The organism is Streptomyces sp. NPDC048481, from assembly GCF_043200075.1.
Classification (GTDB): Bacteria; Actinomycetota; Actinomycetes; order Streptomycetales; family Streptomycetaceae; genus Streptomyces.
The window spans coordinates 197,565-215,934 of record NZ_JBICXC010000010.1 but is presented as its reverse complement, the minus strand read 5'-3'; the positions used below and the strand labels follow the sequence as shown (position 1 = coordinate 215,934).

Here is an 18,370-nt window from a genome sequence, read left to right as displayed (position 1 = left end):
GTGGTGCTTGAGCTTGTTGAAGCACGGCCCGACGACGTTGCGGCGTCGGTGGACGGCCCGGTCGAGTCGGGAGAGGCTCCTGCCTCGGCGGCGACGGCCGTCGATCAGGTCGATCGGTTCGGGGATGACGGGAGTCGTTGACGTTTCCGGCGTGATCGTCGCACTTTGCGGCGATCGAGGATCGAGACCATGCGGTGCTACGCCACTTCCGCAGGCCCCCGCCGCTGCGCGCAGCACCGGGCGCAGGAACCGGCGCCACTGGCCACCACCGCGACCACGAGCCGGTGCCACACCCCGGACATGGGCCGGGCACACTGCGCCGTCGGGATGAGAGCCACAGCCGACAGGCCTGTCGCCCTGGGCAGGTATGTATGCGGCTTGTAGCCTCGCCCCGCGTAGTCCCGGCTCTCAGGTGTCCTCCACGTCTCGCAGGCCACCAGGGCCTCGTGCGGAGGTGACCAGTGGGAGACCCGACACCGATCCTCGTTCCGCAAGCGCCGGCACCGGGCGAACAGTGGGATCAGAACCAGGTGCTCGTCTCACGGATTCATGTGTCCGTGGGAGACCCGGTCCAGCACGGCCAGGCGGTCGCAGACCTGGAGACGAACAAGGTCTCGCTGGAGCTGGACTCTCCGGTCCAAGGCGTGGTGAGCGACGTCAGAGTCAGGCCGGACGAGACAGTGCCTCTCGGGACCACCCTGATGATCATCGACGCCGGGGCGCCTGCCCCTCCACTGGACCAAGGGAAGGCCTTGCGGGTCCCGGACGCACCCGGCCCCGGAGCCGCGTGGGGGCAGGACCGGGTGACGGTCTCCGCCGTACACGTGTCCGCGGGTGGGCATGCAGAACGCGGTCAGCCTCTGGTGGAGATCGGTACCTCGACCGCGGTGCAGGGCGGAACCGTCTCCGTCAAGCTGGAGATGACCTCCCCCGTACGGGGCACCATCGTCCGCATCAGTGCCCAAGTCGGTTCGACCGTGCCGGTGGGCTCGGCTCTGCTCTTCATCGAACCCGATCTGACACCGCTCCCGGCGGAGCGTCCGACACCTGTGCTGGTTCCGCAGACACCGGCGCCGGGCGAGCAATGGGACCAGGACCAACTGCTGGTCTCTCGGATCCGTGTGACCGTGGGGGACCGGGTGGAGAGCGGTCAGGCGGTGGCGGACGTGGAGACGAGCAAGATTTCGCTGGGGCTGGACTCTCCGGTCCCCGGCGTGGTGAGCGAGTTGCGGGTCGCAGCGGGAGACACGGTGCCGGCCGGAGCCGTCCTCATGGTCATCGACGCCGACGCATGACCCACCACCCCGCACCGCCTGCCGTCATTCACGAGAAGGACCCCCGGTGGAGACCACCGCCCCGCCCGTGGGCGGTGCACTCGCCGCACGCCTGACGCATTTCCGAAGGCGGTGCGCAGTTCCGAACCCTGTGGCACTGTGGGGTGCCGGGCCCGTCGCCTTCCCCCGTGGTGACGGGCCCGGCCCGGCGTCAAGGCATGATGTGACCGCGGACCCGAGCATGGCCTCGCGCTCGTCCGGCTTGGGATTTGCCAGCGCCCACAGCTCCTGCTGACGGGGCAGTTCCCGCAACAGGAAGCGACGCCCCCGGCGTCACATCCCGAAGGTGAAGAGCAGCGAGGTGCGGAGGGGGAATAGGGAATCGCGAATCAGCGTTGTTCCGGCATGGGCCACGTATCCCAGCAGGGCCATGACGAGTCCGGTCCGTCCCCCTCTTCGACCGCCCGCGCACGCCTCGCGGCCGACCGCGCGGACACCCTGGCTCGGGCGGCTGCACTGGGCCGCGACTTCGATGGGATCGTCGCGTCGAACGCCTTGGTCGCGGTAGACGACGAGCACGACCCCGAAGGTGGCACCACCGCCTTCGAGCGAGCTCACGTGGTCGCCCTGATGGCACAGGCGCGCCAGCACCTGGAAGAACTGGACCGGGCATTGGAACGACTCGAACGGGGCGAGTACGGGCAGTGCGAAGTCTGCGGCAAGACGATCCCGCCGGAACGCCTCGAGATCCGTCCGGCAGCGACCACCTGTGTCCGCTGCGCCCGGTCCGATTCACGCCGCGCTTGACGCCAGCCGGCTCACCGGCACCCCCACGGTCGCGCACCAACTGATGACACGGGAATGCAAGGGCTTCCCGCGCCGCGACCCGGTGGTTACGTGGGCCCCCGCTCCACTGGCAAGGGTTGAGCCGAACAGTATCCGGACCGCCGGGCAACGGTTCAACTGTTCGCGTGAAGCGGGCCCGACCGCCAGATGATCGGCGGACCCGCCTCGACGCTCCGCATGTCTCGGCTAAGGCGCTGGCAGCCGCCGCAGCGCGGCAACTGCGCCACCCCAGCAGGCTGGGGTGGCGCAGCGCAGTGACGTCGGCCCGCAGCGGGTCAGGAACCTCGTCTCAGCGCAGGGTCGTAGCCCACGCCGTGGGACCCAGGTCCACGCCGGGCGGAATCGTCCGGGCCGGCCCCGTCACGGAGCGGTTGCCGGGCGCAGGGGACCACGTGCCCGCCGGGCACAGGGCGCGGACGACCTGCTCGCTGAGGGCGTCGTCGATCGGGCTCGGTTCGAAGCCGGAGCCGTCGGAGGTGAGACGTTGGTACTTCATGAGGTTCCAGCCCATGGCGACCTGGTGTTTGCCGTCGGGGCTGGACAGGGCGATGGTGCCGGCGCCGAAGACGGCACCGTCGTGTCCCCAGAAACGGCCGCAACCGGGGATGTCGATGGTATAGATCCCCAGGCCGTAGTCCATGGCGCCGGCTGGGACCGTCCGCTGCATCTCCCGCAACGCGGCCGGGCCGATCAGCTTGCCGCCGAGCAGGGAGCGGTAGAAGCGGTTGAGGTCGTCGGTGGTGGAGACGATCGCACCGGCGGTGTACGCCCAGGACATGTTGTAGTCGCTGTAGTCGCGCGGCGGGTCGATCAGGCCGTAGAACGACTCGTACATACGGGGATGTGAGCCCCGGATGTAGGGGGAGCGCGGGAACGACGTGTGGTGCAGTCCGGCCCGGGCAATGACGTGGCGGGTGATGTACGCCTCGGCGTCCTGGCCGGTGACCTTCTCCAGGAGCAGCCCGGCGATGACGTAGTTGGTGTTGGAGTACGACCACTTTTCGCCGGGCTCACCGGTGGCCGTGGCCGCCAGCCCGAGGCGGACCAGTTCCTCCGGGGGTATGGAGCGGAAGCGCTCCTCGTCGAGGCTGGAAGTCGAGCCGTGGGCGAGGGAGGGGAAGGCGCCGATGATGTAGTCGCCGATGCCGCTCGTGTGGTTCAAGAGCATGCGGACGGTGATCTCACGGCCACGCTCGCCCGGGACCAGGTCGGGGAGGTAGTCGCCGATGGGCGCGTCGAGTCGGACGTGGTCCTGCTCCACTTGCTGGAGAAGGGCGACGGAGGTGAAGGCCTTGCTGACGCTGCCCACTCGGTGGAGCATGCCCGGCCGGACCGGGCGCCGGGTGTCCACGTCCGCGACGCCGGCCGCGCCGGTCCACCACTGGGCGCCGTCGCGCACTGAGGAGTAGACGCCGTACATGCCCGCGTCGTGAACGGCGCGGAGGCCGGCGCCGAGGGCCTCGGGGTCCAATGTCCCGTTGCTTAAGGGGGAATCGGACGCTTTCGCGGTCGGTCTGGCGTCCGCCTGTGCGACCGGTGCCGTGGCGGTCAGCAGAAGGGTGGTGCCCACGACGGTTCCGACGATTTGGAGGATGCGCAAAGGGTGTCCCTTTCCTCGTGTACGGACTTCGTCCCGTCATCGTCATCGATCGTGGATGCGCCTTACATCCTTCGTGCGGATGATCACAGGCCGCGCACAGCACGACCAAGGAAGGGGCCCCATACCGGCGTTGAATCCCACGTGCCACCCTCTCGAGCGACCGTACTCTGCTCGACGCCGCCGCCTCGTCAAACGCCCCTGGCCCGACAAGACGCTCTTTGACTCTCGCTGCCATCGACACCGAACCGAGAGCTCGCACCTTGATTTCTCACGCCTCGTCAAAGGCCTCGAGCAAGCGCTCGTAGGCCGGCTTCGGCCGCAAGGCCGCGTCCCACGGCAGGGAATCGGCCGTGCGCGGAGGATAGATCTTGGTGTCGGCGGTGGAACCGTACCGGTCGGTGAACCCCCATGTGGAGAACGATGTGCAGTTCGGCTCCTCCAGACAGACCCGCAGCTTGCCCGCCATCTCGTCAGCCTGGGTGCGCTGCCCGTCCTCCTCGTCCTCACCCACGGGGACGTCCATCTCCGACACCCGCGCCTGAACCCCGAGTTCCGCCAGATCCCGCACATGGCTGCGGAAGGTCTCCGGGTCGATGCGGTCGCCGGGTGCGTACTCATGGTTCTGGAAACCCACGCCGTCGATCGGTACGCCGCGTTCCTTGAGCCGCTTGACCAGATCGTAAAGGGCGTCCCACCGCTTGCCTTCCTCCTCGACCCCGTACTCGTTGAGGAACAGTTGTGCCTTCGGATCGGCCCTGTGCGCGGCCCTGAACGCCTCGTCGATGTACTCCTCGCCCATGGCCTCGAACCACGGGCTCTGCTCGGAGCGCAGACCACGATCGCCGTCGGTGTAGCTCTTCGCGTCGTCGGACATGGGCTCGTTGACCACATCCCATTCCGCGACCCTTCCCTTGAAGTGCCCGGCGACCATGGCGATGTGCCGGAGCATGGTCCGGCGCACCTCCTCGGGGTCGTCGTTCTCCCGCATCCAATTGGGCAGAGCCTCGTGCCAGACGAGGGTGTGCGCGTGCACCTTCATGTCGTTGGCGCGGGCGAAGCGCATGAGCAGGTCCGCGTCGCGGAAGTCGTAGACGTCCGGGCGTGGGTGGAGGAACTGTGGCTTGAACGCGTTCTCCGGAGTGAGCATGGAGAACTGGCTTCCCGCGAGCGCCCGGTAGCGTGAGTCGGTGAGCAGCGGGTTCTCGGCCAGGGCGGTGCCGACGTCGAACGGCCGCCCCACGTCCGCGGCCCGCGCACGCAGCGAGTCGTCGGACTGCTCCTGGCGTAGCTGCGGCGCCTTGATCACGTGGAGCGAGTCACCGCTCTCTGCCCGCGCGGTCAGCTGCGTCAGACGCCAGCCCTCGCGGCGATCGTCTTCGCCCGCGTCAGCCTCCAGGCCGAACCAGACAGTGCCCTCGGCGAACACCCCCGGGTCCCGCACGGTTCCCAGCCGCCGCCCGTCGGCTTTCATGCGGAAGGTGTCACCGATGCTCGACACGGCGAGCGTCACCGTCCCGGAGCAGCCGCAGTCGAAATCCTCGGAGGTGGCAGGCTCATCGCCCTCGCCGTCCCATACCTGTACCTTCACTTGCCCGTCAGCGGTCACGCCGACGCGGAGTGAGGGCCGCTCCTGCCGCCACTCGTCGTAGATGACCGGTACACGTCCGTACAGCCGCAGCCAAGAGCCGCCGTCATCGTCACCCACACCGGACATGCGCGCGGTGACGGTGAAGTCGCCGTCAGACTCAAGATGCGGGCCGGCCAGGTTCAGCGGGGGGTTGGGCTGGCCGCCGGAGGAGTCCTGCTCCACGATGTGCCGGTCCAATGCGCTGACCCGCAGGACGTCGTTCCGCGCGGTGGTGCCCGGCATCTGCGTCCAGTCGTGGTTCCGCAGCAGGTCTTCGTCCTTTCCGCCGCCCGCGCCTTGGCCCTGCCCCGTACACCCGGCCGCCACCGTCATGACGAGCACCACGGCGGCCAGCCGCTGCCACGTCCCCCCACCGAGGCCCACGGTCCCTCCCACTCTCTTGTTCGAGACAAGATCAACGCCTCGAAACCGGGCCACAGTTCATCACACGTGAGGTACGGCGGCCTTGCGTGGCACGTCCCAGCTCGTGTGGCGGAGCCGGGCCCGGATCGTTGCGGCCTGCGGGACGACCATGGGGTCACCACTCCCTGCCGGCACCGCGAGAGCCCGCTCGCCGGCCGCCCTGGACGTGCGTCAGCGGGCTGGAACGACCGAGGACGAAGTGACGGACCAACCGACGCTCGGCCGACCGACGTCGAGCCGCAGCCGAGCGGGATGGCCGGCGGTTGTGGGCCGAAATCCGGGAGGCGGATGTGGCTTGCGGGCGGGTTCTCGAGCCGCCGGACGGCGCTCTAGGCTGCGACCGCTCCGAGCTGGCGATCTTCTGAAGGGCGTGCAGGATGAACCGAGCAGTCATGACCGCATCGTTGGCAGCCGCTCTGGTCGTGTCCGCGGGCAGCACCACCGCCTCCGCCGACGACGGCCCGCCGCGAACCACGCACGGCCCCTGCCAGTACACCCAGACCCCCGACGAGCCGCCGGCGCGGCCGGTTTCCCTGCCTCCCGACCCGCGGCGCACCCCCAGCCACGGCACGGTCGCCATGACGGTGCGGACCAGCCAGGGCCCGCTCCCGCTGCTCCTGGACCGGGCGAAGGCGCCGTGCACGGTCCAGAGCTTCATGCACCTGGCGCGGCATCGGTTCTACGACCGGACCGTGTGCCATCGGCTGACGGCGTATCCGACGCTGAAGGTCCTGCAGTGCGGCGACCCGACCGGTACCGGCGAGGGTGGGCCCGGGTATGCGTACAAGGACGAGCTGCCGGTGGACCTGCCGCCGGCGCCGACCGATCCGACCGGCGTCCGTCGCCTGTACGCGCGCGGTGTCCTCGCGATGGCCAACGCCGGTCCGAACACGAACGGTTCGCAGTTCTTCGTCGTCTACGGCGATTCGGCGCTGCGACCCGACTACACGGTGTTCGGCACCGTCGGTCCCGCCGGGCTGAAGACGCTCGACAAGATCGCTGCCGGTGGCATCGAGCCCACCTCGCAGGACCCGGCGCCCGTCGACGGTACGCCCGCGGTGCGGTCCGAGCTGCTCAGCGTCCGCCCGTCGTGTCGGTCCCGATGACCGTGGCGGGGGCGCCGCGGGTGCAGCCGTGCCTTCGTATGGACTCGTGAAGGCCTTCCGGCACCGTCGCGGCCACCGCCTCCGCTGTGGCCGCTCCCGGCGGGCGCCGGCACCATGCCCGGCCTCGCCCGGCGCCGCCCTCCACGCGTGATCAAGACCTCCGCACGCCCGGTGGGGCTCCGATGTGGCTCTGCTGCCCGGCCTGGCATCGGGAGCCCGTTCGCGTCCTCTCGATCCGCGTGCGCCATCGGGGTGGGATCGGCGGCCGAAGCGGGAGCGGCCTCGCGTGTCGGGCCGCCGCTCACGTGGCTGTGCATTTCGCTGGCCACTGCGTTTTGGCGTCGTCCGCGAGGTCTTCCCGCCGACCAGGGGCGGTGCGCGTGGGCATCGAGGCAGGAGGATCGTGGTGGCAGGGAGTGGCGAGGAGAGCGGTACGCCGTCGGTCGCACGGCTGTTGCGGGGGCAGAAGGCCCTGGTGACCGGTGCGAACTCGGGTATCGGCAAGGCGACCGCCATCGCGCTCGGCCGGGCCGGGGCGGACGTCGTGGTCAACTACGTCGTCGGAGCCGACGAGGCCGAGAAGGTCGTGGAGCAGATCAAGGGCTTCGGGGTCGCCGCCTACGCCCATCAGGCCGACGTGTCCGACGAGGACCAGGTCGTCGAGATGGTCGCGCGGATCGTGCGGGAGTTCGGGACCATCGACATCATGGTGGCCAACGCCGGCCTCCAGCGGGATTCCTCGCTCGTGGACATGTCGCTGGCCCAGTGGCGGAAGGTCATCGACGTCAATCTGACAGGGCAGTTCCTGTGCGCGCGGGAGGCCGCCAAGGAGTTCATGCGGCGCGGTGTCGTGCCGGAGGTGTCCCGCTCGGCGGGCAAGATCATCTGTATGAGCTCGGTCCACCAGATCATCCCGTGGTCGGGCCACGTGAACTACGCCTCCTCCAAGGGCGGCGTCGGCATGCTGATGCAGACCCTGGCCCAGGAGCTCGCACCGCACCGCATCCGCGTGAACGCGGTCGCGCCGGGCGCCGTCCGCACCCCGATCAACACGGCTGCCTGGGACACGCCCGAGGCCGAGGCCGATCTCCTCAAGCTCATCCCGTACGACCGGGTCGGCGACCCCGAGGACATCGCCGACGCCGTCGTCGCGATGTCCTCCGACCTGCTCGACTACGTGGTCGGCACGACCCTGTACGTCGACGGCGGGATGACCCTCTTCCCCGGCTTCGCCACCGGCGGCTGACGCCCGGTGGAAGACCATGTGACGCCCCGGCGGGTGGTGATCGTCGGGGGCGGCTTCGCCGGGCCGTTCGCGGCGCGGGCCCTGCGCCGGTCGCCGGTCGCGGTGACGCTGATCGACCGCCGGGCGCATCACCTCTTCCAGCCGCTGCGGTGCCAGTGCGCGGCCGGGATCCTGTCGGAGGGCCAGATCGCGCAGCTCTCGCGTGCGGTCCTGCGCCGTAACGCCAAGGTGCGCTGCCTGCCGGCCGACGCCGACGAGGTGGTGGACGTGAAGGGGCGCGTCGTCCACGCGCAGCGGCCGGAAGGCGGCAGCGTCGTCGTTCCCTACGACGACCTGATCGTCGCCGCCGGCACGCGTCAGTCGCATTTCGGCCATGACGAGTTCGCAGCTCACGCGCCGGGCGATCCCGGTGGGCAGCTCCACCCGGGCACGCGGGTCGTCGACCTCGACGAGCACGGGCTGACGGTGCAGGACCGGGACGGCGCCGACCGTGCGGCCTCCGGCGCGCACCGTGCTGTGGACGGCCGAGGTCGAGGCGCCGCCCATCGCCGCGGCCCTGGTGCGGGCCACCGGTGCGCAGCAGGGCCGCGCCGGCCGTATCGCCGTCGAACCCGATCTGACCCTTCCCGGCCACCCGGTGATCCGGGTGGCCGGCGACATGATGGGCTGGCCCTGGACCACCTGCCCGGCCTGGCCGAGATCGCCCTGCAGTCGGGTGCGTATGCGGGGCGATCCGTGCGTCGTGCGGTGGAAGGCCGGGCGAAGCAGCCGAAGCCCTTCAGGTACGTGGAGCCGGGCAGTGCGGCCTGCATCGCGCGCGGACGGGCCGTCGTCGAGGCCGGGCCCGTGCACCTGTCAGGTGTCGCCGGCCGGCTGACGTGGCTGTTCACTCACATCGCCTTCCTCACAGAGTTCCGCAGCAGGCTCGGCGCGCTGCTGAGCTGGTCCGTCGTCTTCGCGTCCGGCGCACGGCGGGAGCGGGCCTTCACGCTGCCCGGCGCCGTCCCCGCTGAGCGGCACCGGGTCGCCGCGGCGCCGCGCGAGCCCTGATCCGGGTGGTGAACCGCCGGCCTGGTCCTGTCCCTGCGTTCCCCGCCGAAGCGGGTGAAGATCACCGAGGCACCTATGCTCAGCACAGCAGTGCACCTGGCCGCCGGCACACCGGCCCAGCTCCTGCCCTCCCGCGAACTGATGGCCTTCACGCTGGCCTCGCACATCCTGCTCGTCCCCTTCGGGGTCGCCCTGCCCTTCATCACGCTGGTCATGCACTACCGGGGCCTGCGCCGCGACGACCCGGTGGCGATGAAGCTCGCCCGGCGCTGGTCGGCGGTGATGGCGGTGCAGTTCGCCATCGGTGTCGTCACCGGCACCGTGCTGTCCTTCGAGTTCGGCGTGCTGTGGCCGGGCATGATGGGGCGCTGGGGTGACGTGTTCGGCCTGGGCTTCGGCGTGGAGGCATGGGCGTTCTTCCTCGAGGCCGTCATGATCGCCATCTACCTCTACGGCTGGCGCCGCCTCAAGCCGTGGACCCATTTCTGGCTGGCCGTGCCGCTGCCGCTGGCCGCTCTGATGGGGGCGTTCGGCATCATCGCCGCCAACTCCTGGATGAACACCCCGCAAGGGTTCAGGGTCGACGCCCAGGGCCGTCCGACCGACGTCGACGTGCGGCAGGCCGTCTTCACCCCGATGTTCGGTCCCGAGTACTGGCACTTCGTGGTGGCGATGTTCCTGACGGCCGGCTACGTCGTCGCGGGCGTGTACGCCGTCGGCTGGCTGCGCGGCCGCCGCGACCGCTACCACAAACTGGGCTTCACCGTGCCGTTCACGGTCGCGGCGATCCTCACGCCGATCCAGTTCTTCCTCGGTGACTCCGCGGCCCGTTCGGTGTTCCACAAGCAGCCGGTGAAGTTCGCTGCCATGGAGATCGTCTGGAAGACGGACACGCACGTGCCCGAGTACGTCTTCGGCCGGCTGAACTCCGACGGGTCCATCTCCGGCGGCATCAGGATCCCGCAACTGGACTCCATCCTGGCCGGTTTCAGACCCGACACCAAGGTGACCGGACTGACCTCGGTGCCGGCCGGGAACCGGCCGACCGCGGCCCAGGCGACGCTCGTGCACTTCTGCTTCGACATCATGGCGACCATCGGCAGCGTGCTGATCGTGCTGGCCCTGTGGTACGCGTGGCTCTGGTGGCGACACCGGGACCTGCCCGCCAACCGCTGGTTCTTCCGCTGCGCGTCGCTGGCGGGCGCGGCCTGCCTGGTGACCGTCGAGTGCGGCTGGATCGCCACGGAAGTCGGCCGGCAGCCCTGGATCGTCTACAACCACATGCGCGTGTCCGAGGCCGTCACCCCGACCGGGGCCGGGGGGATCTGGGCCGTGCTCGGGGTCGTGATCGTCGTCTACGTCGCGGTCTTCGGGTCGTTCCTGGCGATTCTGCTCAAGATGCGGTCCCGATGGCGCGTGGCCGACGAGGCCGCGGCGTCGTCGGCCACGGTTCTCGAGCCCGAAGCCGACACCCCCTACGGGCCGCGGCACGCGGCCGACGCCGTGACCACCGGGGCCCCGCCCGGCGCCGGCCCGGGGACCGGATCCTCCAAGGGTCCCGCCGGAGGTGACCGATGATGGCCGACGTCATCGCCTGGGTGCTCGTCGTGGTGATCGCCGCCTACGCCTGCGGCGGGGGCACCGACTACGGAGCGGGTTTCTGGGACCTGCTGGCGGGCGGTGCGGAGCGGGGCAAGCGGCCACGCTGGCTGATCGACCACGCCATGGCTCCCGTGTGGGAGGTCAACAACGTCTGGCTGATCTTCGTCCTCGTCCTCATGTGGACCGGCTTCCCGACGATGTTCCAGGCCGTGTTCACCGCTCTGTGGCTGCCGCTGGTCCTCGCGGCCGTCGGGACGGTCCTGCGCGGTGCCGGCTTCGCCCTGCGCAAACCGAGCAGGCGCCTGGCCCGACGGCGCGTCTACGGCTCGGTGTTCGCGGTGGCCTCGCTCATCACGCCGTACTTCCTCGGCTCCGTGCTCGGCGGCATCGCCTCGGGCCGGGTCGAGGTGGGCACGCCCGCCACCGCGCATGTCTGGGCCAACCCCACGTCGATCCTGGCAGGTCTGCTCGCCATCGCGGCCGCCGCGTTCCTCGGCGCGGTCTTCCTGGTCTCGGACGCCCGCCGGTTCGGCGCGGACGACCTCGTCGGCTACTTCCGGCTTCGCGCACTGTCGGCGTTCGGCGCGGTGGTGGTCCTGGCGGTGATCGCCCTGCCCGTCACCCACCACGACGCCTCCTACGTCTGGCACGGCATGACGCGGGGCCCGGGCCTGCTGATGGTGATCCTGGCGGCCTGCTCCGGCGCGCTGACGGTGGTGCTCCTGCTGAGGCGGGTGCACGGGTGGCCGCGGTACACATCGGTGGCCACGGTCGCGCTGGCTGTCGTGGCCTGGGGATTCGCCCAGCGGCCCTATCTGCTGCCCACGACGCTGACGGTGGCCGACGGGGCCGGCGCCGCGCACACGCTGCGCTGGCTGGGCATCGTCACGCTCATCGCGGTCGTGCTGGTGGGCCCGGGGCTGGTGCTGGTGTACCGGCTCGACACCCAGGGACGGCTGGAGCCGCTCACCGACGCGGACACACGGGCCGCGGGGCTTCCCGGGGACGACGGATGAGACGGGCCGGCCCGTGCCGCCGCGCACCGGTGCCCCCTGGCACGGGCCGGCCCGTCTCCGCTCAACCGAGCCGTTCGATCAGGTGGTCGCCCACCCGCAGGGCGTTGGCGATGGCGGTCAGCGAGGGGTTGACCGCGCCGATGCTGGGGAAGAACGACGTGTCCACGACGTAGAGGTTGTCCAGATCGTGGGCCTTGCAGTCGGTGTCCAGGGCCGAACTCTCCGGGTCCGTTCCGAAGCGCACCGTACCGGCCTGATGCGCCGTCGCCCCGATCGGCATCCCCTTGTGCAGATAGATACTGTGGGACAGCAGACGGTGGGGGTGCATCCCCAAGTGGCCCAGCAGCCCTTCCAACTTGTGCTGGAGGCGCTTCAGGCCCGCGATGTTGTTCTTCTCGTCCAGGGCGAGGTGGATGCCGCCGTCCTGGTCGAGGGTGACCCGGCTCTCGGCCAGGGGAAGGTCCTCGCCGCACAGCCAGAAGTCGACGGCGTGATGGGCGAGGACCTCGAACGGCATGTCGGGAGATACCTTGCCGGCCCAGCGCGGGGCCTCGCCGTGGATCTGGTCGGCGTCCGACTTGCCGAGCATCTGGATGCCGCCGAGCGGGTACTCCCAGTCGTCGGCGCCCGAGTACCAGTCGTTGAGGGCCATGGTCTTCTGGAACCTGGTGGGGTTCGGCTCCTTCGACACGGCCATCAGGGCCAGGTTGTTGTGGCGCATGTAGTGACGGCCCACGACGCCCGAGCTGTTGGCCAGGCCCGCCGGGTGCCGGTCGCCGGCCGAACGCAGCAGCAGGGCAGCGGAGTTCACCGCGCCGCACGCGACGACCACGATGTCGGCGCCGAACGTCTCGGTGGTGCCGTCCTCGAGGTCCGCCACCACGCCGGTCACCGTCCGGCCGGACGCGTCGGTCTCCAGCCTGCGGACGTCGGCATGGGTCACCATGGTGACGTTGGGGTGTTCGAGCGCCGGGTCGACGCAGAGCACCTGCGCGTCGGACTTCGCGCCCAGCAGACACGGGAACCCGTCGACCCGGTCGCAGCGGATGCAGGCACTGGCGTGTGTGGCGCGTCCGTTCTCGTCCTGCGTGAGGTTCACGCCGATCGGCAGGTGGAAGGGGTGCAGGCCCTGCTTCTCCAGATCGTCGCTGAGCTGCTGGATCCGCGGCTCGTGCTCGACCGGCGGGTAGGCGTACTGACCGCTGACCGGGCCCTCCGTGAAGTCCTCGCCGTGCCGGCCGTGCACGAGGTAGAGGTGTTCGGCCTGCGTGTAGTACGGCTCCAGATCCTCGTAGTCGATCGGCCAGGCCGGTGACAAGCCGTCGTGATGGCGTATCTCGCCGAAGTCCTCGGGGCGCAGCCGGAACAGCGCGGCCCCGTAGAACTTGGTGTTGCCGCCGACGTAGTAGTTCACCTCCGGCGGGAACTCGTCGCCGTTCTTGTCGTACCAGAACTCCGGTGCGCGGTAACGGCCCTGGACGAAGACGGCGGTGGAGTCCCAGTTGTCCCGCTCTCTGGGCAGGTATCCGCCGCGTTCGAGGATCAGGACGCGTTTGCCGCTGGGCGCCAGGCGATGTGCGAGGGTGCCGCCGCCCGCTCCGGTGCCGATGACGATGACGTCGTAGTGCTGGTCGCCGGTCATGAGACGCTCCGTCCGTGGAGTCGCTGGCTTTCGCTGTCCGGATCTCGAAACCCCCCACGGCGGGACCACCCACAAGCTGCACCGCGTACGGATCCGATCCTATCCGGGGGCTTTGTGCCCGGCACTCCGGCGAAGCGGCGCCGGACACGGCCCCGCCCGAGTCCTCAAGGGTGTTCTCCGGTCGCCCGTCCGAGGCCGCGCAGAGCGGCTTCCGCCCGGTCGACGATCGTCTGAAGGGAGGCGTCGGCGTCGAGGGTCAGGCCCGGCTCGTCCGGGCGCAGCGGCTCCAGCACGGCGTACTGGGAGTCCACCAGAGCGGCGGGCATGAAATGGGCCGTGCGCCCGGCGACTCTGCGCCGCGCCGTCGCCTCGTCGAGTGCGAGGTGCAGCAGCCAGACACCGGGCCCTGCCCGGCGGAACATCTGGCGGTACCGGTACCTGAGCGCCGAGCAGGCCACGACGCCGCCGGACCGGGAGGCCCACGCCTGCTCGATCCACGCGCTCACGGCCTCCAGCCAGGGCAACCGGTCCTCCTCGGTGAGCGGTCGGCCGGCGGCCATCTTGGCGCGGTTGACCGCCGGGTGGAGATCGTCCCCCTCCAGGAACGGCACCCCCAGCCGCTCGGCCAGCAGGATCCCTGCCGAGGACTTTCCGCTCCCCGACACTCCCATGACCAGGACGATCGCGGGCGTCTGGGAAGGACCGCCCATGCTGCCTCCTCACAGAACGGCGATCGGGTTGACGGGTGATCCGGTCGCGGCCGGCAGCCGCAGCGGGCCCACGATGCAGAAGAAGGACCAGCGTCCCTCCGCCGCGCAGACCGGCGCCAGATTCTCGAACTGCAGATAGTCCAGCAGGTGCACGCCCATCGCGTGCATCGCCAGCACATGCACCGGAAAGCCGACGCCGTCGACCGCACTGGGCGCGGTGTCGTTGTTGCCGTCGCCGCCGAGGACCGCGACGCGGCGCTGCGCGAGGAATTCCAGCGCGTCCGGGTGCAGGCCGGCCCGGGCCGTCGCCGTGTGCCAGGGACCCTCCTCCACCCGGCGTTTTCTGTGCCCCACTCGAACGAACAGCAGATCGCCCTCGCCGACCCGGGTGCCCTGGGAGGTCTCGGCGGCTTCGAGGTCCTCGGCCCGCACATGCTCGCCGGGCTCGAGCCAGGGAACCCCGTGCAGCCGGGGGACGTCCAGCAGCACGCCCCGGCCGACGATTCCGTCGGCGAGCGCCCCGACCGTCAGTGCCGTCGCGCCGTCCGACGTGACACTGCTCGCGGCCACCCCGCCGTGCAGGGTGCCCCGGTAGATCACATGGCACAGGGCGTCGAGGTGGCTGTCGGTGTCTCCGTGCACGTTCATGGCGAAGCTGTCCCGCGCGAAGTGCAGTCCCTGATCGTCGGGCGCCCCGGACCAGGCGCGCATGGTGTGCCGGGCGGGCTCCGGGCTGTCGGGACCCGTCGACGTCTCCACCGGCGCGGCCAGGGTGACCGTCCTGCCGGTCCGTATCTCAGCCGCGGCCGCGCTCACGCGATCCGGTGTCAACGCGGCCAGCGCTCCCCGTGCGCCGGCCGCCCAGGAGGCGCCGGACTCGAGCCGCCGGTACAGAGCGTCGAACTCGGCCGTGCTCAGCCGGAGCGTCCGCTCGCGAGAATGACGGGAGGCCACGCCTCAGCGTCCGTGTTCCGCGTCGGGAGCCTCATCAAGGGTTCCCGCGGCCCTGAAGAGTGCCGGGTGGGTGAACGCCTGCGGCAAGTCGCCCAGTTGCTCGCCGCTCGGACCGATCTCCTCCGAGAACAGGCCTACATGATCGGCGTAGGTCTGCATCTTCTCGAAGGTGTAGCGGGCCTGCTCCAGCCGCCCCGCCCGCGCCTCCGGGGAGACGGCGGGGTCGTAGCGGTGGACGAGGCTGCCGGAGACCGGCCCTCCGCCGTCGTGGTCCAACAGGGCGGCGAAGATGACGGGCGAGTCGAAGCGTGGTGCCGCGGACCGGTCGACCACTCCCTGAGAGGAGACGGGCGCAGCGGGCTGCAGATCGCCGACGAGGCCGTGGTCGGCGACGGGAGGGCAGCGGTCCATCGGGTCACTCCACTGTCTCCCCGAGCACCCACCATTGCGCTTCCTTCCGGCTTCCACTATCCGTCTGCGGAAGCGCCGCCGCCACACGCCGCTCCGACGGTGAATCGGCGGACGTCGCTGCTACCTTCTGTGCTCGATCCATCACCACGAGCGCATGCCGGCCATGGTCCTCAGCACCCCTGCCCCGCAGCCGGCCAAGTTGGGAGACCGGCCTTGGACTTGATCCACGTTCGACTCGTGAGCCCGCCCGACCTCACACCTCGAACCGTCGAGCTGCTGTCCGACGACCGCTGCGTGTTCAACCTCGTGCTCTCGGGAGAGGCCCGCAATCCGGTGGGCGACGCCATCCAGTGCGACGTACTGGCCGGGGAGGCGAGCGCGGTACTGCGCGGACTGCGCGCCCTGGAGATCGACTCTCGCGGATCCATCGTCATCGAACCCGTCGACACGGCGTTCTCCGACAAGGCGGCCGAGGCCGAGCAGCGCAGACTGGGGCCGCTGGCCCACACACCGGTGTGGGAAGAGGTCGAAGCGCGCATCCGCGCCGAGGGCACGTACGTTCCCAGCTTCTATCTCTACCTCGCCATCGCCGGCGTGATCGGGGCGGTCGGGATCCTGTCCAATTCGCAGATCCTGATCGTCGCGGCCATGGTCGTGGGGCCCGAGTACGGCGCCATCACCAGCGTGGCGCTGGGCATCGACCGCCGCAACGGAGCCAGAGTGAGGCAAGGACTGCTCGCCCTGACCGCCGGCTTCACGCTGGCGGTCCTGGTGACCTTCCTGTTCTCCTGGGGGGTCAGGGGCGCGGGCCTCACTCCGAAACTGTTCGACCTGGGGATCAGGCCGGTCACCACACTGATCGACACCCCGGGCTTCTTCTCCGCGGTCGTCGCGGCTCTGGCCGGAATCGTCGGAATCGTCTCGCTGACGCAGGCCAGGACGAGCGCCCTGATCGGGGTCTTCATCTCGGTCACCACGATCCCGGCCGCCGCCGACGTGGGAGTCGCCCTCGCCTACTCCAGCTGGAGCGAAGCACGCGGCTCGTTCCTCCAACTCCTGCTCAACATCGGGCTGCTGATCGCCGTCGGGGTGTCCACGCTCAAGTTCCAGCGCGCCGTCTGGAGGCGGATCGGGCTGCGCAACCGGTCCTCGGCCGCTTGACACGCCCCCGACCCACAGCCGTCCGGGAAACTGTCCGGCCAGTGTGCATTGCGAACGCCACGGGCGGCGGCATGCGCCGCCTTTCGGCGCCTGCCGGCAGGGCTGGCGTCGGGAGGCCGCTCGAAGCTGCGCTCGGAACGCGCCTCACGGTGTCCGTCAGGCGCCGAAGGTGATCTCCCGCTTGAGGATCTTGCCGGTGGCGCCCTTCGGCAGTGCCTCCATCAGCTTGATCGCGCGCGGGTACTTGTACGGCGCCACCCGCTCTCGGACGAAGTCCCGCAGCTCGTCGGCCGTCACGTCCGCCCCGGGGCGCGGCGCGACGGCGGCTGCGACCTCCTCGCCGAGGGTCGGATGGGGCAGACCGACGACCGCCGCCTCGGCGACGGCGGGGTGTTCGTACAGCACCTCCTCCACCTCGCGCGGGTAGACGTTGAATCCGCCGCGGATGATGAGGTCCTTCTTCCGGTCGACGATGTAGTAGTAGCCGTCCTCGTCGACGCGGGCGAGGTCGCCGGTCGCCAGCCAGCCGTCCTTGAACGCCTCCCGCGTCGCCCCCGGGCGCCCGAAGTAGCCCTTCATGACGTTGTGGCCGCGCACGCACAGTTCGCCGACACCGTCGCGCACGTCGGTCAGGCGCAGCTCGACGCCTTCGATCGGGGTGCCCACCGAGCCGGGCTTGCGCGGGCGGTCGAGGTGGTTGAAGCAGGCGACGGGCGACGTTTCGGACATCCCGAAGCCTTCCAGGACGGGCACGCCGAAGGCCTTCTCGACACCGAGCAGGACCTCGACGGGCAGGGCCGCGCCACCGGACAGGCAGAGGCGCAGGGTGGCGGCGTCGTACGACTCGGGTTGCGCGGTACGGGCCGCGAGGAGTGCGGCGTACATCGTGGGTACTCCGGCGAAGACGGTGACGCCCTGGTCCTGGAGCGTTCGCAGCGCGTCGGCCGGATCGAAGCGGGCCATCAGGGTCAGCCGCGCGCCCACCGCGACGGCGACGTTCATGGCGCAGGTCTGGCCGAAGGTGTGGAACAGCGGCAGGCACCCGAGGATCACGTCCTCGGGGGTGAGGCGGATGAGCGACCGCGCGGAGATCTCGGCGTTGCGCATCAAGTTGGCGTGGGTGAGTTCGGCGCCCTTCGGGGCGCCGGTGGTGCCGGACGTGTAGAGCAGTACAGCGGTGTCGTCTTCCGCGCGGGGGTGCGGAGCAGCCGGCACCGTATGCCCGGCGAGCAGTTCGGTGAGCGTGTCCGTGGCGAGCGGGACCACGGTCGTCGCGGTGCCCTCCGCTCCTCTTACCGCCTCGGCGGAGCACGCCTGGTGGGCGAACAGCAGCACCGCTCCGGAGTCACCCACATAGTGGGCGATCTCGCGGGACTTCAGCAGCGGGTTCATGGGGACGGCGACGGCGCCGGCGCGCAGGATGCCGTAGTACAGGACCGGGAAGTCGAGTCCGTTGGGCAGCATGACGCCCACGCGGTCGCCGGGGGCGACGCCGCGGTGGGTGAGCAGCGCTGCGACGCGGCCGGCCGCGGTGTCGAGTTCGGCGTACGTGAGGGCGTTGCCGCCCAGCTCGACGGCGATGCGGTGGCCGTGTTCGGCGGCGGTGCGGGTCAGTCTCGCGGCGAGGTTCATGGGTGGCTTTCGGGTCGGTCCGAGGGGTGGTCGGGGCGTGCGGGCGTGGGCGGGTGCGGCGTTGCCGGCG

The 18,370-nt window shown here is 70.4% G+C and carries 14 protein-coding genes and 2 pseudogenes; 8 read left to right on the top strand and 8 right to left on the bottom strand.

Going from position 1 to position 18,370, the window contains the following annotated elements:
- A pseudogene (locus ACGFSH_RS27265) lies at positions 1–126 on the bottom strand (IS5/IS1182 family transposase); the annotation flags it as partial.
- Between the two features lie 335 nt (positions 127–461).
- Here ACGFSH_RS27265 and ACGFSH_RS27260 point away from each other — a divergent pair.
- Together ACGFSH_RS27260 and ACGFSH_RS27255 are read left to right on the top strand one after the other, a co-directional pair.
- Positions 462–1,295, top strand: a complete 834-nt coding sequence (locus tag ACGFSH_RS27260; protein WP_393353174.1) for a biotin/lipoyl-containing protein — start codon at positions 462–464, stop codon at positions 1,293–1,295.
- A 384-nt stretch (positions 1,296–1,679) separates the two neighbouring features.
- On the top strand, positions 1,680–2,081 hold the full coding sequence (locus ACGFSH_RS27255; protein WP_393353173.1) for a TraR/DksA family transcriptional regulator: 402 nt from the start codon (positions 1,680–1,682) through the stop codon (positions 2,079–2,081).
- 328 nt (positions 2,082–2,409) lie between these two features.
- Here ACGFSH_RS27255 and ACGFSH_RS27250 read toward each other — a convergent pair whose 3' ends face one another.
- Positions 2,410–3,720 (bottom strand): serine hydrolase domain-containing protein, encoded by a 1,311-nt coding sequence (locus ACGFSH_RS27250; protein WP_393353172.1) that lies wholly within the window; start codon positions 3,718–3,720, stop codon positions 2,410–2,412.
- Between the two features lie 268 nt (positions 3,721–3,988).
- Positions 3,989–5,731 carry an endo-1,4-beta-xylanase gene (locus ACGFSH_RS27245; protein ID WP_393353171.1) on the bottom strand — a complete coding sequence of 581 codons (1,743 nt, stop codon included), beginning with the start codon at positions 5,729–5,731 and terminating at the stop codon, positions 3,989–3,991.
- A gap of 431 nt (positions 5,732–6,162) precedes the next feature.
- Here ACGFSH_RS27245 and ACGFSH_RS27240 point away from each other — a divergent pair, with 431 nt between their 5' ends.
- The 5 genes from ACGFSH_RS27240 (at position 6,163) to ACGFSH_RS27220 (ending at position 11,790) form a co-directional block, all read left to right on the top strand.
- Positions 6,163–6,876 carry a peptidylprolyl isomerase gene (locus tag ACGFSH_RS27240; RefSeq protein ID WP_393353170.1) on the top strand — a complete coding sequence of 238 codons (714 nt, stop codon included), beginning with the start codon at positions 6,163–6,165 and terminating at the stop codon, positions 6,874–6,876.
- Between the two features lie 406 nt (positions 6,877–7,282).
- Complete coding sequence (locus ACGFSH_RS27235; protein WP_393353169.1) at positions 7,283–8,122, top strand: SDR family oxidoreductase; 840 nt, start codon at positions 7,283–7,285, stop codon at positions 8,120–8,122.
- Positions 8,123–8,128: 6 nt separating this feature from the next.
- A complete protein-coding gene (locus ACGFSH_RS27230; protein WP_393353168.1) occupies positions 8,129–9,172 on the top strand; it encodes an FAD-dependent oxidoreductase in 1,044 nt (347 codons plus the stop codon).
- Positions 9,173–9,247: 75 nt separating this feature from the next.
- Positions 9,248–10,750, top strand: coding sequence for a cytochrome ubiquinol oxidase subunit I (locus ACGFSH_RS27225; RefSeq protein WP_393353167.1), 1,503 nt, complete (start codon positions 9,248–9,250; stop codon positions 10,748–10,750).
- The gene (locus tag ACGFSH_RS27220; RefSeq protein ID WP_393353165.1) at positions 10,747–11,790 is read left to right on the top strand and encodes a cytochrome d ubiquinol oxidase subunit II; all 1,044 of its coding nucleotides are present in this window, start codon (positions 10,747–10,749) and stop codon (positions 11,788–11,790) included. Before ACGFSH_RS27225 ends, ACGFSH_RS27220 begins: the two co-directional genes overlap by 4 nt.
- A gap of 61 nt (positions 11,791–11,851) precedes the next feature.
- Here the strand turns inward: ACGFSH_RS27220 and ACGFSH_RS27215 are convergent, their stop codons facing one another.
- From ACGFSH_RS27215 to ACGFSH_RS27200, 4 genes and pseudogenes are all read right to left on the bottom strand, one after another.
- Positions 11,852–13,432, bottom strand: a complete 1,581-nt coding sequence (locus ACGFSH_RS27215; protein WP_393353163.1) for a GMC oxidoreductase — start codon at positions 13,430–13,432, stop codon at positions 11,852–11,854.
- Positions 13,433–13,596: 164 nt separating this feature from the next.
- Entirely contained in the window at positions 13,597–14,142 is a 546-nt protein-coding gene (locus ACGFSH_RS27210; RefSeq protein WP_393353161.1) for a gluconokinase, read from the bottom strand.
- A gap of 9 nt (positions 14,143–14,151) precedes the next feature.
- Positions 14,152–15,096: a cyclase family protein gene (locus ACGFSH_RS27205; protein WP_393353159.1), complete on the bottom strand. Its 945-nt coding sequence runs from the start codon at positions 15,094–15,096 to the stop codon at positions 14,152–14,154.
- Between the two features lie 3 nt (positions 15,097–15,099).
- Positions 15,100–15,348: pseudogene (locus ACGFSH_RS27200) on the bottom strand (glycoside hydrolase family 15 protein); the annotation flags it as partial.
- Between the two features lie 372 nt (positions 15,349–15,720).
- Here ACGFSH_RS27200 and ACGFSH_RS27195 point away from each other — a divergent pair.
- Positions 15,721–16,668 carry a DUF389 domain-containing protein gene (locus tag ACGFSH_RS27195; RefSeq protein WP_393353157.1) on the top strand — a complete coding sequence of 316 codons (948 nt, stop codon included), beginning with the start codon at positions 15,721–15,723 and terminating at the stop codon, positions 16,666–16,668.
- Positions 16,669–16,824: 156 nt separating this feature from the next.
- Here the strand turns inward: ACGFSH_RS27195 and ACGFSH_RS27190 are convergent, their stop codons facing one another.
- Positions 16,825–18,300 carry a long-chain fatty acid--CoA ligase gene (locus ACGFSH_RS27190; RefSeq protein WP_393353155.1) on the bottom strand — a complete coding sequence of 492 codons (1,476 nt, stop codon included), beginning with the start codon at positions 18,298–18,300 and terminating at the stop codon, positions 16,825–16,827.
- Between the last annotated feature and the right edge of the window lie 70 nt (positions 18,301–18,370).

Excerpts from the sequence above, each read along its gene's own strand:
- ACGFSH_RS27255 (WP_393353173.1), top strand. The coding sequence starts at position 1,680 with ATGGGCCACGTATCCCAGCAGGGCCATGACGAGTCCGGTCCGTCCCCC.
- ACGFSH_RS27240 (WP_393353170.1), top strand. The coding sequence starts at position 6,163 with ATGACCGCATCGTTGGCAGCCGCTCTGGTCGTGTCCGCGGGCAGCACC.
- ACGFSH_RS27225 (WP_393353167.1), top strand. The coding sequence starts at position 9,248 with ATGCTCAGCACAGCAGTGCACCTGGCCGCCGGCACACCGGCCCAGCTC.
- ACGFSH_RS27220 (WP_393353165.1), top strand. The coding sequence starts at position 10,747 with ATGATGGCCGACGTCATCGCCTGGGTGCTCGTCGTGGTGATCGCCGCC.
- ACGFSH_RS27215 (WP_393353163.1), bottom strand. The coding sequence starts at position 13,432 with ATGACCGGCGACCAGCACTACGACGTCATCGTCATCGGCACCGGAGCG.
- ACGFSH_RS27210 (WP_393353161.1), bottom strand. The coding sequence starts at position 14,142 with ATGGGCGGTCCTTCCCAGACGCCCGCGATCGTCCTGGTCATGGGAGTG.
- ACGFSH_RS27190 (WP_393353155.1), bottom strand. The coding sequence starts at position 18,300 with ATGAACCTCGCCGCGAGACTGACCCGCACCGCCGCCGAACACGGCCAC.